General features: G+C 69.3%; 12 protein-coding genes. 6 read left to right on the forward strand and 6 right to left on the reverse strand.

All coding sequences use genetic code 11. The annotated features are described in order from the left end of the window. Positions 1-261: 261 nt before the first annotated feature. Positions 262-1,461, forward strand: coding sequence for an NAD-dependent epimerase/dehydratase family protein (locus D0Z08_RS06040; RefSeq protein ID WP_118923693.1), 1,200 nt, complete (start codon positions 262-264; stop codon positions 1,459-1,461). Between the two features lie 22 nt (positions 1,462-1,483). On the opposite strand, the gene D0Z08_RS06045 is transcribed toward D0Z08_RS06040, so the two are convergent. After that, positions 1,484-2,086 carry a ribonuclease H family protein gene (locus tag D0Z08_RS06045; RefSeq protein ID WP_245993699.1) on the reverse strand — a complete coding sequence of 201 codons (603 nt, stop codon included), beginning with the start codon at positions 2,084-2,086 and terminating at the stop codon, positions 1,484-1,486. A gap of 6 nt (positions 2,087-2,092) precedes the next feature. Next, entirely contained in the window at positions 2,093-3,097 is a 1,005-nt protein-coding gene (gene galE / locus D0Z08_RS06050) for a UDP-glucose 4-epimerase GalE (protein ID WP_118923695.1), read from the reverse strand. A gap of 72 nt (positions 3,098-3,169) precedes the next feature. On the opposite strand from galE, the gene D0Z08_RS06055 reads away from it, so the two are divergent. Next, entirely contained in the window at positions 3,170-3,751 is a 582-nt protein-coding gene (locus tag D0Z08_RS06055) for an O-methyltransferase (protein ID WP_220454079.1), read from the forward strand. 13 nt (positions 3,752-3,764) lie between these two features. Here D0Z08_RS06055 and rfbA read toward each other — a convergent pair whose 3' ends face one another. Next, positions 3,765-4,631, reverse strand: coding sequence for a glucose-1-phosphate thymidylyltransferase RfbA (rfbA, locus tag D0Z08_RS06060; protein WP_118923697.1), 867 nt, complete (start codon positions 4,629-4,631; stop codon positions 3,765-3,767). Positions 4,632-4,664: 33 nt separating this feature from the next. Between rfbA and rfbB the strand changes: the two genes are divergently transcribed. From rfbB to D0Z08_RS06080, 4 genes are read left to right on the forward strand one after another with little or no spacing between them, the layout of a single operon-like run. Continuing rightward, positions 4,665-5,663 carry a dTDP-glucose 4,6-dehydratase gene (rfbB, locus tag D0Z08_RS06065; RefSeq protein WP_118924138.1) on the forward strand — a complete coding sequence of 333 codons (999 nt, stop codon included), beginning with the start codon at positions 4,665-4,667 and terminating at the stop codon, positions 5,661-5,663. Continuing rightward, complete coding sequence (locus D0Z08_RS06070; RefSeq protein ID WP_118923699.1) at positions 5,663-7,048, forward strand: sugar nucleotide-binding protein; 1,386 nt, start codon at positions 5,663-5,665, stop codon at positions 7,046-7,048. The genes rfbB and D0Z08_RS06070 overlap by 1 nt, the downstream gene beginning before the upstream one ends. After that, positions 7,045-8,913, forward strand: coding sequence for a glycosyltransferase family 2 protein (locus D0Z08_RS06075; RefSeq protein WP_147381336.1), 1,869 nt, complete (start codon positions 7,045-7,047; stop codon positions 8,911-8,913). The genes D0Z08_RS06070 and D0Z08_RS06075 overlap by 4 nt, the downstream gene beginning before the upstream one ends. Continuing rightward, positions 8,910-10,355, forward strand: coding sequence for a glycosyltransferase family 2 protein (locus tag D0Z08_RS06080; RefSeq protein WP_182481184.1), 1,446 nt, complete (start codon positions 8,910-8,912; stop codon positions 10,353-10,355). The genes D0Z08_RS06075 and D0Z08_RS06080 overlap by 4 nt, the downstream gene beginning before the upstream one ends. A gap of 111 nt (positions 10,356-10,466) precedes the next feature. Here D0Z08_RS06080 and D0Z08_RS06085 read toward each other — a convergent pair whose 3' ends face one another. The 3 genes from D0Z08_RS06085 to D0Z08_RS06095 form a co-directional block, all read right to left on the reverse strand. Beyond that, positions 10,467-11,099, reverse strand: a complete 633-nt coding sequence (locus D0Z08_RS06085; protein WP_147381337.1) for a hypothetical protein — start codon at positions 11,097-11,099, stop codon at positions 10,467-10,469. Positions 11,100-12,018: 919 nt separating this feature from the next. Next, a complete protein-coding gene (locus D0Z08_RS06090) occupies positions 12,019-15,447 on the reverse strand; it encodes a glycosyltransferase (RefSeq protein WP_182481185.1) in 3,429 nt (1,142 codons plus the stop codon). 63 nt (positions 15,448-15,510) lie between these two features. Further along, positions 15,511-16,578, reverse strand: coding sequence for a glycosyltransferase family 2 protein (locus D0Z08_RS06095; RefSeq protein WP_245993702.1), 1,068 nt, complete (start codon positions 16,576-16,578; stop codon positions 15,511-15,513). Positions 16,579-16,613: the final 35 nt, after the last annotated feature.

The raw sequence follows: 16,613 nt of genomic DNA on the forward strand, positions 1-16,613 counted from the left end.
TGCAGTCGTCGACGGCGCCGCGATGCTAGCATCGACGGCCTGATCCGCTCCGGGACGAGCGACGTCCACCCCACTCTCGGTGCCCCACAACGAGTTCTACGACCGCGGCTACACCAGCATCGGGTCGCGACGTGCACGCGCGCGATCAACTCAGGTGAGGACGAGAAGGCGAAGCCTGGGGCACAGAATGGTCGCGCTCCGGGACAGCGAGAAGCTGCAACCACCACAGCCCATCCAGTGATTGACAATGGAGGACATGCAATGCGGGTACTGATCCTTGGGGGGGACGGGTTCTGCGGCTGGCCGACGGCTCTGCATCTCTCAGCTCTGGGCCATGAGGTCGCAATCGTCGACAACCTGTCTCGTCGCAAGATCGACATCGAGCTCGAGGTCTCCTCGCTCACGCCGATCCGCCCCATGGGAGAACGACTCCGCGCGTGGAAGGAGGTGTCCGGCAAGGACATCGCGTTCCACGACATCGACGTGGCGGTCAACTACCAGCGCCTGCTCGACCTGCTCGAGGACTGGCGGCCCGAGGCAGTCGTGCACTTCGCCGAGCAGCGGGCAGCGCCGTACTCGATGAAGTCCAGCCGTCACAAGCGCTACACGGTGAGCAACAACCTCAACGCGACCAACAACCTGCTGGCCGCCGTCGTGGAGTCGGGTCTCGACATCCACGTCGTGCACCTCGGCACCATGGGCGTCTACGGCTATGGCACCGCCGGCATGGAGATCCCCGAGGGCTACCTCAAGGTCCAGGTCGACGCCGGCGAGAACGGCCTGGTGGAGCAAGAGATCCTGTACCCCGCCAACCCGGGCTCGATCTACCACATGACGAAGACCCAGGACCAGCTCCTCTTCGCCTACTACGCGAAGAACGACAAGGTCCGGGCGACCGACCTGCACCAGGGCATCGTGTGGGGCACCCAGACGAAGGAGACCCGTCTCGACGAGCGGCTCATCAACCGCTTCGACTACGACGGCGACTACGGCACCGTCCTCAACCGGTTCCTCATGCAGGCGGCCATCGGCTACCCGCTGACGGTCCACGGCACCGGTGGCCAGACCCGCGCATTCATCCACATCCAGGACTCCGTCAAGTGCATCCAGCTGGCGATCGAGAACCCGCCGGCCAAGGGTGACCGGGTGTCGGTCTTCAACCAGATGACCGAGACTCACCGGGTCCGCGACCTGGCGAAGATGATCTCCGACCGCACCGGCGTCGAGGTCGCCCTCATGCCGAACCCGCGCAACGAGGCCGACGAGAACGATCTGCACGTCGCGAACCAGCGCTTCCTGCACCTCGGCCTCACCCCCATCACCCTCAGCGAGGGCCTGATGGAGGAGGTCACCGAGATCACCAAGAAGTACGCCGACCGCTGCGACCAGGAGAAGATCCCCTGCGTCTCGGTGTGGAGCGCCGACTCAGCCGCGGCGAAGGCCGGCGTCCCCGTCAGCTGACCGAGGTCCCAGGCCGGCCATCTCACCCGCCGCACGCGGCGTGGACCCAGCCCAGCTCGTTCTTCGTGACGTTCGCGCCCACCGAGTAGGAGTCGCCGCAGGCCTTGCACCGGGCGGTCCACTTCGCCGTCACCACGAACCGCCGCCCAGCTGCGGACGTGGCTGCCTTGACCGTCGCGGCGAGATCCAGCGGTGCGCTCAGGACGTCACCGAGCATCCCCGCATTCGCCAGCCGGTCCGCCACCTCGTTGAGGTCGACTCCGGAGTGGCCCTTCACCCACCGGAACTGCACGCTCGGCGTCATCAGCTCGACCAGCGGCTCCCAGAGGTCCCGGTTGGCGACGGGCTCCTTCTTGGCGTTCTTCCAGCCGTTGGCCTGCCACTTGCGCCACCACTCCTTCTCGAAGCAGTCCACGACGTACTTCGAGTCCGACCACACGGTCAGCGGCCGCGGAAGTGCGCGGACCGCCTCCAGCGCGGCGCGGATCTCCATCCGCTGGTTGGTGGTGGACGGGTCTCCGCCGAGGCCGAAGGTGTTCTCGTCCACCACCCAGCCCCACCCGCCCCGGCCGCCCGGGTTGCGCTCGCAAGCGCCGTCCGTGTACGCCTCCGTCATCGCAGTCATGTCTCCTCACTCGTAGCCAAGGATCTCCTTGCGCTTCTCCCCCCACGCGAGCGCGGAGGCGATCGCGTCGTCGAGCGTGGACGACGCCCGCCACCCGAGCAGCCGGGCTGACCGGTCGACGTTGGCGAAGGCACCCACCGCGTCGCCCGGCCGTGGCGGCGCCTCGGCCACCGGCACCGACGACCCGAAGACCTTCTCGAACGACGCGACCAACTCGCGCACGGTCACGCCGGAGCCGGTGCCGACATTGATGATCGTGCTCGCCGCACCGACGGCGGCCAGGACCTCGTCGAACTTCTCGACGGCGCGCACGTGGGCCTGCGCTAGGTCCCAGACGTGCACGTAGTCGCGGATGCCGGTGCCGTCACGAGTCGGGTGGTCGACGCCGGTGATGGTGAACGAGTCCTTCAGCCCGCGCGCGGCCGCGACGAGCTGGCCGAGCACGTGCGACGGCTCCCTGACGTAGATGCCGGACTCGAGGTCCGGGTCGGAGCCGATCGGGTTGAAGTAGCGCAGGATGATCGCCCGCAGGCTGGTCGCGGCCGCGATGTCCTCGAGCGCCATCTCCGTCATCCACTTGGTGCGGGCGTACGGCGATCCCGGGTCGAGCGGGTCGGACTCGACGACCTCGAACTCGTCCTTGAGGGCGTAGAGCGACGCCGAGGAGGAGAATAGCACCCGCGGCTTGCCGAGCCTCTCCAACTCGTCGAAGAGGTCGAGCGACTTGGAGACGTTGTCGCGGTAGTACTCGTAGGGCTGATCCACCGACTCCGGCACGATGACCCGGGCCGCCATGTGGATGGTGGCCTCGATGTCCGGGTGCTCCTCCACGACCCGGCGCACCAGGGCGCGGTCGGCGATGTCGCCCTGATAGAAGATCCGGTCCTTCACGAACACCAGGGGGCCTGTGAGCAGGGAGTCCAGGATGACTGGCGTGTGACCGGCCTCCTCGAGCGCCTTCGCCGTGGTCGAACCGACGTAGCCGGCGCCGCCGGTGACCAGTACCTTCATGCCGGTCAGGTTAGGCGCTGTCCGGGCCGCGAGCGCTCCTGCAGGTTGGGCCCGCGACCGTAGGCTCGGTGCGTGACCGCCCCCGAGCTCACCATGCCACCCGCGGAGGCCACCTGGATCCGCGACGCCTACCACGCCGCCGAGACCATCCTCGAGTACGGTTCGGGCGGGTCGACCTGCTTGGCGGCCGACATGCCCGGCAAGACGATCTTCGCGGTCGAGAGCGACCCGGAGTGGGCCGAGTCCCTGGCCGCGTATTTCGCCGCCCACCCGCCGACGTCCCCCGTCCACCTGCACCACGTCGACATCGGACCAACCGGCCCGTGGGGATACCCCCGCGACGACAGCCAGTGGTCCCGCTTCCACCACTACCCGCTCTCGGTCTGGGATCGGGCTGACTTCCAGCACCCTGACGTCGTCCTCGTTGACGGTCGCTTCCGGGTCGCCTGCCTGCTCACCGTGCTGTTCCGCGCGTCTCGACCGACCGCGGTGTACTTCGACGACTACGGCGACCGTCCGTCGTACCACGTCGTGGAGCGCCTGGTCACGCCACAGGAGACACGCGGACGCATGGCCCGCTTCGACCTGGAACCGACGGCGGTACCTGCCGCCGAGCTCTCGTGGCTCATGGACGCGTTCACCCGGACCCAGTAGGCGCCGGACAAACTCACCCGTGGTTCAGCAGGTCCAGCAGGTAGGCCCCGTATCCGCTCTTGAGCAGCGACCTCGCCCGGTCGGCCAGTTGGTCGTCGTCGATGAAGCCCATCCGCCAGGCCACTTCCTCGGGCGCGCCGATCTTGGTGCCCTGCCGGTGCTCGATCGTCCGGACGAAATTGCTCGCGTCGTTCATGTCGTCGAAGGTCCCCGTGTCGAGCCAGGCACACCCGCGCGGAAGCACCTCCACCTGGAGCCGGCGCTCCTCCATGTACAGGCGATTGAGGTCGGTGATCTCGAGCTCGCCCCGGGCCGACGGCCGGAGCGACTTCGCTCGGGCAACCACGTCGTTGTCGTAGAAGTAGAGACCCGGGACAGCGTAGTTGCTCCTCGGCTCGGCCGGCTTCTCCTCGAGCGAGATCGCACGACCCTCGTGGTCGAACTCCACCACGCCGTACGACGTGGGGTCGGCCACCCGGTAGCCGAACACAGCTGCACCGTCCACGTCCTCGAACCGGGTCAGCGTCTCGCCGAGGCCGGCTCCGTAGAAGATGTTGTCGCCCAAGATCAGGGCGGCGCTCGTGGACCCGATGTGGTCCTCGCCGATGATGAAGGCCTGAGCGAGGCCGTCGGGACTTGGCTGCACCGCGTAGGTGATCGAGATGCCCAACGCCGACCCGTCACCGAGCAGGCGGGCGAAGGGCTCCGCCTCGTGAGGGGTGGTGATGACCAGGAACTCCCGGACACCGGCCAGCATCAGCGTCGAGAGCGGGTAGTAGATCATCGGCTTGTCGTAGACGGGGACGAGCTGCTTGCTGATGCCGAGGGTGATGGGATGCAGCCGAGAGCCGGTCCCCCCTGCCAGAATGATCCCGCGCATGAGAACGCACCTTAGCCAACTAGGGTGGTCGTCATGCATCGCGTGCTCGTGACCGGAGGCGCCGGTTTCATCGGATCCAATTTCGTACACCACCTGGTCGAGCACACCGAAGCGACCGTGACCGTGCTGGACAAGCTCACCTACGCCGCGAGCCGGGCGGCGCTCGAGCCCTTGCCTGCGGACCGGGTCCAGCTCGTGGTCGGTGACGTCGCGGACGCGGCGATGGTCGAGCCACTCGTGGCGGCCCATGACGCCACAGTCCACTTCGCAGCTGAGTCGCACAACGACAACTCCCTCAATGACCCGAGCCCGTTCGTGCGGACCAATCTCGTCGGCACCTTCTCCCTGCTCGAGGCTGTCCGGAAGGCCGGGACGCGCCTGCACCACGTGTCCACCGACGAGGTCTACGGCGACCTGGAGCTCGACGACCCGGGTCGGTTCACAGAATCCACCCCCTACAACCCGAGCAGCCCCTACTCCGCGTCCAAGGCGGGCAGTGACCACCTGGTGCGCGCCTGGGTGCGGAGCTTCGGGGTCCGGGCGACCATCTCGAACTGCTCCAACAACTACGGCCCCTGGCAGCACATCGAGAAGTTCATCCCTCGCCAGATCACCAACGTCATCGCCGGTGGAAGGCCGAAGCTGTACGGGGCCGGCCTCAACGTTCGCGACTGGATCCACGCCGACGACCACTCCTCTGCGGTGTGGAGGATCCTCAACCACGGCCGCGTCGGGGAGACCTACCTGGTGGGCGCCGACGGCGAGCGGAACAACCTCGAGGTGGTGCGCATGATCCTCAAGCACTTCGGTCGCGCGGAGGACGACTTCGACCACGTCGCCGACCGCGCCGGGCATGATCTGCGCTACGCCATCGACTCGACGAAGTTGCGCACCGAGCTCGGCTGGGCGCCGAAGTACCCGAGCTTCGAGGAGGGGCTCGCACGCACGATCGAGTGGTACCGCGACCACGAGGACTGGTGGCGCCCAGCTAAGCACGCCGTGGAGGCCACGTACGCCGCCAAGGGGCAGTGATGTCGGGAACCCTCGGGTTGGAACCGACCCCGATCCCCGGCCTGTTGGTCGTGCGGCTGCCGGTCCACGCCGACGACCGGGGCTGGTTCAAGGAGAACTGGCAACGGGAGAAGATGCTGCAGCTGGGCCTGCCGGACTTCGGGCCCGTGCAGAACAACATCGCATTCAACTCCCGGCGAGGGGTCACGCGTGGCATCCACGCCGAGCCGTGGGACAAGTTCGTCTCGGTGGCCACGGGCTCGGTCTTTGCCGCGTGGGTCGACCTGCGCCCCGGTGACTCGTTCGGCACCAGCTTCCACATCGAGATCGACCCCGGCATCGCAGTCTTCGTACCGCGAGGGGTGGGGAACTCCTACCAGGCTCTGCAGGACGACACCGCCTACACCTACCTGGTCAACGAGCACTGGCGAGCTGGCGCCAGCTACCCGGCCGTCAATCTCGGTGACGCCCTACTCGCGATCCCCTGGCCGATCCCGCTCGATGAGGCCGAGGTGTCCGACAAGGACCGCGGCAACCCCGGCCTGGGTGAGGTGGTCCCGATGGAGGCCCGGCGGATCATCGTGCTGGGCGCGAACGGTCAGCTCGGCCGCGCGCTGATGGAGGAGTTCCCCGATGCGCACGGGGTCACCCGCGGCGAGCTCGACCTGGGCGATGCTGACGCGGTGGCCGCCTGGCCGTGGCGGGACTACTCCGTGATCCTCAACGCAGCCGCCTACACGGCGGTGGACGTCGCCGAGACGGCTGAGGGTCGGATCCAGGCCTGGCAGGTCAACGGGCAGGGACCAGCGCGCCTCGCGCGCGCGGCCACGGAGCACGGCGCCACGCTCGTGCACTACTCCTCCGACTATGTCTTCGATGGCAGCGCCGACGAGTTCTCGGAGGACCACCCGATGGCTCCGCTCGGCGTCTACGGGCAGACGAAGGCGGCGGGCGACCTCGCGGTGTCGGGCACGCCTCATCACTACCTCATCCGCACCTCGTGGGTGGTGGGCGACGGTCCCAACTTCGTGCGCACCATGCGCTCCCTCGCCGAGCGTGGGGTATCGCCGACGGTGGTCGACGACCAGGTCGGCCGGCTCACCTTCACCACCGAGCTCGCGAGGGCCACCCGCCACCTGCTCGACAAGGGCGCCCCCTCCGGGACCTACAACGTGACCAACGGTGGCGAGCCGACCAGCTGGGCCGACCTGGCCCGGGCCGTCTTCCGGCTGTCGGGCCGGGACGAGGACGACGTGACCCCGGTGACGACGGACGAGTATGCCGCCGGTCGCGCCCTCGCACCCCGACCGCGTTCCAGCGTGCTGAGTCTCGAGCGACTGCGCGGGACAGGTTTCGAGTCCGAGGAGGCGCTCACGGCGCTGGCCCACTACCTGCAGGCTCCGTGACGCCGCCCAACGACCGGCCCGGCCCCGACCAGGCACTTCGAAGGCTCGTCGGCCAGGGCGGTGCCGAGGTTCTCGTGCTGCACGACGCCTCGACCGCAGGGGTCGCCACCGCACTGGCTGGGGAGGGCGTGATCGCGGCCGAGGTCGCGACCGAGGTCCCCGCCCCCACCCGCCGATGGTCGACGGTGCTGCTCACCGTCGCAGACGTCGCGTCCCTCCGGAGGGCCGTCCCCTTGCTGCCCGGCCTGGGCCGGACGCGCACGGTCGCCTGCTGGCTGGCAGAGGCCGAGGGCCCGCTCCTCGCAGCGGTCCGGGCCGAGTGGCCCCCGCTGGCGTCGACGTCCGCCCGAGCGCTGCCCACGGGCTCGGCCCTGACCTCGTTCCGATTCTCCCGCCCCGTGGCGGCGAAGGCGGTCCTCGACGAGCTGGCGCGAGCCGGCGGCACCCGGCGACGGGGCAACCCGTCCGGGCTGGTGATGGCCACCGCCGCCGCGACTCCCCGCGCCTTCGCCCCGGCCGACACCGCCCTGCTGGTGTCGGTCGACGCCACAGAGGTCGCCGACCCGACTCTGGCGGTGCCACCGGACGTGGTGGTGACCGACAGGCCGCTCGAGGCGCTTCCCCTCCAGCCTGTCATCGGACGTCGACCGCTGGTGGTCGCCGAGGTGGACCTCGGTCCGCCACCTCTCGACGAAGGAGTCCTCAACCCGGCGGGTTTCCTCCGGGACACGGTAGGTGGCCCCGTCGACCTCGGCCACGACGGCACGGGGCTCACCTTGCGCGGGGCCGACCTGGCGATCGACCTGGACGCGGCGCGCGGCACCACCGCCGCCGTCGTCCGCGCGCTGCGCGCCCGGCGCGGCGTACGGGTCCGGTGGTCGCCGGTCGTGGCGCCGGAGACGGCCCGGGTGGTCGCCGGCCTGGCGATCGCAGGCGTCCCCCTGGTGGGCGACGCGGTTCCCCCGGCCGCGGCGGACCTGCTCGGGCCAGCACTCACGCAGCTGTTGTCGTTGGATGTCGACCTCGACCTCCCGCTCCCCCGCGAGGAGCACAGCGTCCGGCTGCGGCGAGCCGCGCTGGCCACGCACTCCACGCTGGCGTGGCTGCACCGCATTTCGCGGTCGGCCGGATCCGCGGCGGGGCTGCTTCCCCAGGTGAGCGTGGTCCTGGCCACGAAACGGCCGCAGCAGCTGGACTTCGCGCTGAGGCAGGTGGCACGGCAACGAGGAGTGGACGCCGAGCTGGTCCTGGTCTGCCACGGCTTCACCGTCGACGAGGGGCTGGTCCGGAGCCGGCTCCCCGGCAAGTCCGTCGTCGTGGTCGAGGTGCCGGAGTCCCTGCCCTTCGGTGACGTGCTCAACGCCGGGGTCCGCGCCGCGGGGCACGACCTGCTGGTCAAGATGGACGACGACGACTGGTACGGCCCCGACTTCCTCAGCGACCTGCTGTGGGCCCGCCACTACTCGGGCGCGGACCTGGTCGGCATGACCCCGGACTTCGTCTACCTGGAGGAGCTCGACACCACCCTCCGCCGGCACGACGACTCCGAGCGGCCGGCGAAGTTCGTCGCAGGAGGAACGATGCTCCTGGAACGCAGCTTCCTCACCGCCGTGGGCGGCTTCCGCCCGGTCACCCGGTTCGTCGACGCCCAGCTGCTCGCCGCCACCCATGCGGTGGGCGGCACCGTCTACCGCACCCACGGCCTGGGTTACACCTACCGACGGTCCCGCCAGGGTCATACCTGGGACCCCGGCCTCGACTACTTCCTTGACCCCAGCCGGGTGACCGACCGGTGGCCCGGGTTCAGCCCCAGCCGGTTGCTGACGTACGACCCTGCCGACGCGCCGAAGGGCGGCCCCCCGTGACCCGTCCCGGACCGGACCAGCCGCGGGTCCGCGCCAACGACTGGCGGACCCTCGCACCCGCGGAGCTCGGCCGCTGGGTACCCGACCTGAGCGTCACCGTCGTGGTCCCCGCCCATGATCCCGTGCACCTCGACCGGGTCCTGGCCGCGCTGGCCGCGCAGACCTACCCCGCCCACCTGCTCGAGGTGGTCGTCGTCGACGACGGCTCGACACCGCCGGTCTCGCTCCCCGAGGTCCGTCCCGAGCACAGCCGGGTCGAGCTCCTGTCCACCGGATGGGGTCGGGCGGCCGCCTGCCAGCTGGGAGTCGACCGCAGCGAGGGTGATGTCCTCCACTGGCTGGACTCCGACGTGGTGCCGGTCCGGCACGAGGTCGAGGCACACTTGCGCTGGCACCACCTCGTCGACTACGCCGTGATCCTCGGCCGGAAGTTCTTCGCCGCGGACAACGCACTGGACCACCTGTCCCCCGCCGAGCTCAGGCGGACGATCGCCGACGGCGCGGACCCGGTCGAGCTCGCCCGGGGGGAGGTCCACCACCACTGGGCGGAGGACGTCGAGTCGGAGACCGCCGGGCTCGCCGAGGCCGGTGCCCGCGCCATGCGGATGCACGTCGGGATGTCAGGGTCGGTCTCCCGCGCGCTCTACGAGGACTCGGCCGGGATGCCGGTCGACCTGGTCCTGGGCGAGGACATCGTGCTGGGGTACCGGCTGCGCGAGGCAGGTGCCGTCTTCATCCCGGATCCCGACGCCCGGTGCCTGCACCTGGGCGAGTCGGGTGTGCGACGCGCCGCCGACGACGTCAACCGCTACAACAAGCCGTTCATCATGCAGAAGGTCCCGGAGTTCCGCGGTCACCGGCACCAGTTGGGACGCTCGTACGAGGTGCCTTACCTCGAGGTCGTGCTCCCGGTGACCGGCCAGACCTACGAGTCGGTCCGGCTCGTCGTCGATGCCTTTCTCGCCGGCGCGGTGCCCGACCTCGTCGTGACCCTGACCGCCGAGTGGGGTCGGCTGACCGAGGACCGCCGGCTGGTGCTGTCCGACGACGATCTCGAGCTCCGGCTGGTCCGTGCGGCGTATACGGCGGAACCACGAGTACGGATGCCCATCGCTCCGGCGAGCAGGAGCGAGGCGACGTTCCGGATCACCCTGCCTCGCGTGGAGCGGGTGCCCGTCGGCAGGGCCCTCCCCCGGCTGCTCCGCACCATGGAGGAGGACCAGTTCGGCGTCGTCGAGGTCGTGGACGACGGCCGGACGGTTGCGAGCGTGGTGAGGACGGCGGCTGAGGCCCGGGCGCGCCGCACGAGCGCCGACGCCGCCACCCGCGCGGCGGCACTGGACGAGGTCTATCCGACCCTCCGAGTTACCGCTGAGGAAGCCGGGTTCGTTCCCCCCGACGACGTACCGCCGGTGAAGCAGGTGCGTGGCCTCGCGCCGTGAGGTCTCAGCTGAGCGATTCTCCAGTACAGCGGCGTCCTGCGGCGCAAGAGGCCGGCCAGATCTCAGTCGACGGCAGCAACCCGGGAAACCCGAGCGATCAAACCACACCGCTCAGGAGTCGATGGTTGCGCCAAGTAGCTCCGCGATTTCCGCGGCCTCTCGTTCGTCGAAGTCACCGTCGATGCTGGTTCGGCCCTTGTCGGCCAATTGCGCGATCCCCCGCACTTGCAGGACGGTGCCGCCCTGCTCGATAGCGATGAGGGGCGGGTTATCGGCGGACTCGGCCAAGGTCTCGAAGGCTTGTTGAGCTTCCGAGGAGACGATCACGGCGACGACCCATTCGCCCCGGAACTCGACGGCTTGCGCAGAGGTCAGGCTGTTCACGACCACCGCTGGATCGAGAAGGTACTTCGTGTCTCCGATGCCGCAGGCCACGGTCGTCTTCTTCGCCTTGGCGGGCCTTGGGTCCTCTGTGCAGTCGGTGGCGGCGAAGTTCCGGCGGAGCTTCTTGGGGGTGTCCGCTGGCGCACCGGCGTCGGCGGGACGGGCCGCGATCATGGGGCGGAACTGCACGTCTCCGGACTGCTTGCCAGTTGGATCCGGATCCGAGGGTTCGTCGCCGTCGGACTCCGTTGGCGAACTGCTCGATGCCGCTGCGTCGGGGTCGTCATTGTCGGAGCTCGAGCAGCCAACGACGAGCGCGAGGACAGCGGCAAGGACAATCATGATCCGAGGAAGGCGCACGGCGTCGAGGCTACGCGGTCGCCTGCTGCCCTGGTCAAGTCGGCGAAGCGATAATGTGACCTGATGCCGACACTCGTCCTGCATGTGGGCACCCGAAGACAGGGTCGTCGGCCCTTCAGGTGGCCCTCGCGCAGCAGCGAGACACGGTTGCGAACCGCGGCATCACCTACCCGGCAGCCAAAATGACAATGCAGCCGGGCGGGGCGAGTCACCGGGGGACGGTACGGCGCTCCTGCCCATCTCGCTGGCGAGGCGCCGAGCCCGCGGTTTCTCGATCGCGTGCGCGAGGAACTGGCTGAGTCAGAATCTCCGGCGTACCGACCCAATCTGCGCAAACGTCTCGAGGCACTCGCGGGGTGCCGTTGGTCGACGTGGGCGCCGTGAACAAGACCGCGGGAGCCGAGGGCAGGCGCCGGACGTGATTGCGTAGCGCTTCAGCGCCTGCTCGCGGCGGATGTCGCATGGCTGAACCGGCTGGGAGTGCCGGAACGGGACCGACCTCCACAGCGGTCAGCGCGTGTGCCAAGGCTGGACGGCCAGACTCGCTGGGGTGCCAAGCCCGAGAACGTGCCCGTCGACCAGCTCACGGACGCCCTTGAGGACGGGGAGCTCGACGGCCAGGAGTCGAACATCCGGTTCTTCGTGGGCAGCGAGTCCAACCGGGACGACGTCGAGGCCGCGGACGAACGGGCCAACGAATCCCTGGGCAACAAGGTGGAACTGGTCGAGCCGACCGAGGAGGAGTACGACGCTTGGCGGGCCAGCGTCGCGGACCTCGACACGAAGTACCAGCGGCTGTTAGAAGAAGATCATCAAGGACCTTTCGCCGCGCGGCAGCTCCCGACCCTCAGCAGCGGGCGCGGGGGTCAGCTCTCGGGCGACCACTACCGGAAGTACGAGGACGGGCCCAACCGCGGCGCTACGAGCCACCTCTCTGGTCACGTTGCCACGCGCGCAGATCGAGCGCGGTCTCGAGCAACGTCTGCGCGCGGGCGAGGAAGCTGTGCTCCTTCGCCACCTGCTCGGCGACGCTGATGCGCTCCTCATCGCTGCCGAACACGGCGTCCAGGTCGGTCGAGCCCAGGATCCGGGCGAGGTCGGCGGAGCTGTGCACGACCGCGACCGACCTTCCGAAGATCTCGGCCATGCCCTCCACGTCGTCCGAGATGACGCGGGCGCCGCTAGCTACGGCGTCGAACAGCCGGTTGGAGAAGAATCCCTCATCCCGCATCGACTGCCAGTGGTCGTTGAGGACCAGGCTGGCCGACCGATAGGCCCCTCCAAGGTTCTCATTGGCGAGGAACTGGCCGCGGATCATCGCGGACGGCACGAAGGGCTCCCACTCGCTGCCGTAGATGGCGAGCGGCGCGCCGGCCTCCACGGCGTACCTCACGACCGGACGGAACTGCCGGCGGGATCCGCCCACGAACAGCATCTGGTGCCCGGTGTCCGGCATCCCACGCGATGGGTTGAACCGCTCCGGATCCGTGGCCTGCAGCAGCGGGGTCGCCGAGATGCCCCACTCGTCCCGCAGCCAGCGGGGATAGGAGAGGCTGGCCACGAACAACCTGTCGTAGGACGCGGCCTCCGTCCGACTCATCATCTCCGGGTGCGAGATCATCCATCCGATGTTGACCTGCCCGAAGGCCGGGCGGAACGGGGTGAGCCCACGCAGGGCGAGCGTCACGTCGTCCAGGTACCCCGACTCCCGGTGCCACGCCTGCCGCGCATCGATCACCACCTGCTGGCCCAGGCTCCGCAGTGCCTCGGCGAGGTTGCGAGCGAAGTGGGTGTCTCCCCAGTGCTCGCCCTCGAACCCGGCGGGGGCAGGATTCTTGATTGCCCACCGCAGGCGCGGTGAGCCTTCGACGATGGAGTCCGCCCGGGCCAGCAGCGGTGTCGGCTGGCAGAGTCGGCGGTCGTCGGCGACGACGTTGCGGATCTGGTGCCCGGTCACGGCTATGCCGACCGAGGCCCACAGGTCACGGTCGTCACGTGGTGCCTCCGTGCTCCACCGGTCGACGAAGACCGCACGGTTGGAGATCGAAGCGGCGAAGCGGCCTGGTGTCTGGGACTCCAGGTGGACCACGCGTGACCGCGGGACCACGCGGAAGGCACCGTGCCGACCGGCGGCGATACGCAGGCAGAGGTCGACGTCCTCCATGCCGTTTCTGAACACGGGGTCGAACCCGCCGATGGCCGAGAACTCGGAGCGACGAACGCACAGAGCGGCACCGGTCAGGGCGCTGAAGCGCAGGCCCTCCGCGCGTTCCGCCTCCTCCGCCGCGAATCCGCGGAGGAACTCGTGGGGCAGCCCGCCAGTGGCGGGGAAGGCCACCCCTGCTGACTGGATGGTGCCATCTGCGAAGAGCAGAAGTGACTGGGTTCCCAGGACATCGGGCTCGGCGAGCCCGTCCACCAGGGGCGCGAGCCAGCCGGGCTCGACCTGGGTGTCATTGTTCAGGAAGACGAGGTGCTCGCCGCGGGCGTGCTGGGCCGCCAGGTTGTTGCCGAGGCCGAAGCCGTGGTTGACCCGGCTGTGGTGGACCTCCACCTCCGGGTACTGCTCGGCGAGCGCGGCCAGGACGATGGAGTCCGCGTAGCCGCACCCGTTGTCCCAGACCACGACCTGCAACCGGTACTGGCCGGCGCCGGCCCGGCAGACGCTTCGCACCGACTGGACGGTCATCCGAGAGTCCGCGTAGGTGGGGATCACCACGGTGACCAGCCCGGGCTCAGGAGGCGCTGCCTCCAGATCCTCCCAGGGGACGAGTCGTTCGTTGACGACGACGTCGCCCCAGGTGCGGATGTACTCGTGGTCGGGCCATGGTCGGAACCGTGGCGGGAGTCGGTTGGCCTTGAAGTGCTTGGCGTCGTCCCGCGTCACCCCGACGGTCGGTAGGTAGCTCGCCCCCGGGCCCCGGAGCGTCCGGATGACGAGGTCGAGCTCGCTGGCCGCGGGGAGGTCCTCGTCAAGGCCGTCCTCCGCCAGGACGGAGCGGCGCAGCACGAAACGGGTGAGGTCGGGCCGTTGACCGCTGAGGATCCGCTCCGGCGTCAACTCTCGGGCTGCGTAGAGCACCTGGCCCTCGGCTGCCAGGCGACGCATCCCGTCGTAGGTGCCGCCGGTGCCGTCTTGCTGCGCGAGTGCTGTCGTACGCCGCAGCCGGTTGGCGTCCCACGTGTCGCCACTGGCGAGCCAGGCAACGAAGTCTCCCTCACATGCTGCGATGGCGAGGTTCATCGCCTCGACCTGAGACCGTCCGCCCTGCTCCACGAGGGTGACCGAAGCGCCACCAAGAGCGTCGTCCACCAGCGACCGCAGCCCGGCGAAGTGCCCCTGGTCCACGACGATGAGCTGCCACGCGTTGACCGTCTGCAGTGCGACGCCCTGGAGCGTCTCCTTCAGGGTGGGTGCCTCGAGACCGGAGAAGGCGATGACGCTCACCAGCGGTCGGGCAGCCTTGTGGTCGATGGCGGGGGCGAGATTGGGGCGGTTGGCGACGAAGTCCTCAGCCAGTCCCGACGGCTGTGCCCTCCACTCGGCCCCGCCGGACCGGTGGGCCTCTCCGAGCGCGCGCTTTCGGTCCTTGACCCAACCCGCCAGGCCCTCCGGCTCCTCGGTGGGGCGAGGCCGGTACCAGGCGTTGGGCGCGAGACCCTGGCGCGCGCCGAACTCGACGTAGTGAGCGAGTGGTCCCTGCGGGTGCCTCCCGGCAGCGGGATTGTCCCGGAGATACCTGCTGGTGTCGAACAACGGATGGGTCGATGCGGACCGGAGGTCGGCATCCTGCAGGTAGGCGACCAGAGGTGCGACGTCGGCCGGGAGCGGCCGGTCGGCTTCCTCGGTGAGGTGGCCAGGATGGAACAGGGGGTGAGGGGGGACGCCGTTCGCGGCACCTATGGTCAGGTAGTGGCGGATGGCGCGGTTCCGGCCCATGTTCGGCCGGTTGGTGACGAGGCTGTACCACTCCGGGTCGAAGAGGACGGAGTCACGGAGCACCTCCAGACCCTGGGGCGCGGAGGCCTTCTTCTTCGACGGGGCCTTCCGTCCGGGGCCCTTCTTCCGTGGCTGGGCCGCGCGGGAGGCGCCCTTCTTGCCGGGCCCCTGCCCCGCCCGCTGCCGTGCCTGCTGACCACCAGCAGCGCGGCCCTTCCCCTTCCCTGCCTTTCGTCCGGACCCAGGAGCAGCCTCCCCTGAGCGTTGCCGGCGGGTGGGTGGTGGGCTGGTCGGCGCCTCGATGCGGACCAACCGCCGCACGGCCCGTCGGCTGGCCCCCAGGGCGCGGCGAACCACGCGCCTGGCGCGGCTACGCCCGGTCACGCCGTTCTCCTGCTTCCCACTCATGATCAATCCCCGTCCGACGTCTTCGTGATCGTGGGCCGCGGTGTGCCCGTGGCGCATACTCTCTCATCGTCTGCGGGTGTCGCGCTTCAGGTTGCGGATCTGGCCGTTCATCGCGTGGACCTTCCTCTCCCAGGCGGCCAGCCGGGCGCCCAGCGCAAGGTTCTCCTGCTCGAGTCCGTGGAACAACGATCCCAGGTGCGCACCCTCCGCGTGCTCGACGGGACCGATCAGGTCGCTGGCCTCGTCCGCCAAGCACCTGGCCAACTGATGGGGCAGCACGGCTCGGCCGGTCAGCGCCCTCAGGTGACTGTCGAGCCAGGTGTCCCGCTCGAACGAGGCCACCTCACCGCCCTCGAGGTCTTCTATCCGGGGAGTCCGGAGCAGGTACGCATAGCGCAGCCGACCCTGCAGGTAACGCCGGTAGTCCGCCATGCCGTGGTGGTTCTTGCTGGGTCGCAGGTCAGGGCTGGCGGCGTAGCCGAGCCCCGCGTTCAGCACCTTGCGCTCAAGCTGACTCCAGGAACGCCACGGCAGGTGGTAGACCTCGATCTCCAGCTCCGGCGCGGGCTGACCCCTGCTCGGCAGCGAGACGAAATGGTTGCCCTGGGCGACGACCACCTCGGAGTCGCCACGGTGGAGCGCGTTGGGGGTCGGCTGGGCGTGGATGCCGACGCGGTTGAGCTCGGCCACGGAGCGTCGGTCCCTCCAGTGGAGGCGACCGATCCCGGCTCCCCGCTCGGCGGGCGGACCAACCATGTTGTGGACCTCCGCGGTGAACGCGAAGAGGCCCACCGGGATCTCCTCCAACGCGTCCCGCAGGGTCAACCGCTTGTCGACGGGGACGAAGAACTCGTCAGCGTCGGCGTTGACCACCCAGTCGGCAGCGAAGTGTGTTCGCGCCCGGCGGGCCATCGCCGTGACCACAGAATGTTGCTGCTTGCGGTGCACCGGGTCGTGGTGAAGCTCGATCACGCCTTGGGCCGCGTACTCCTCCAAGACCTCCCGGGTCCCGTCCACCGAGGCGTTGTCGGTCACGATCAGATGGTCGAGACCCTGCGCGACGTGATGCTCCACCATGGCCGCGACGATGTCGACCTCGTCGCGCACCATCATCGTGCCCACGACCCTCATCTGCGCTGACTCCTGGTGCTCAGACCTTCACACTT

Origin of the sequence: Nocardioides immobilis (assembly GCF_003515065.1) — a bacterium.
Classification (GTDB): domain Bacteria; phylum Actinomycetota; class Actinomycetes; order Propionibacteriales; family Nocardioidaceae; genus Nocardioides; species Nocardioides immobilis.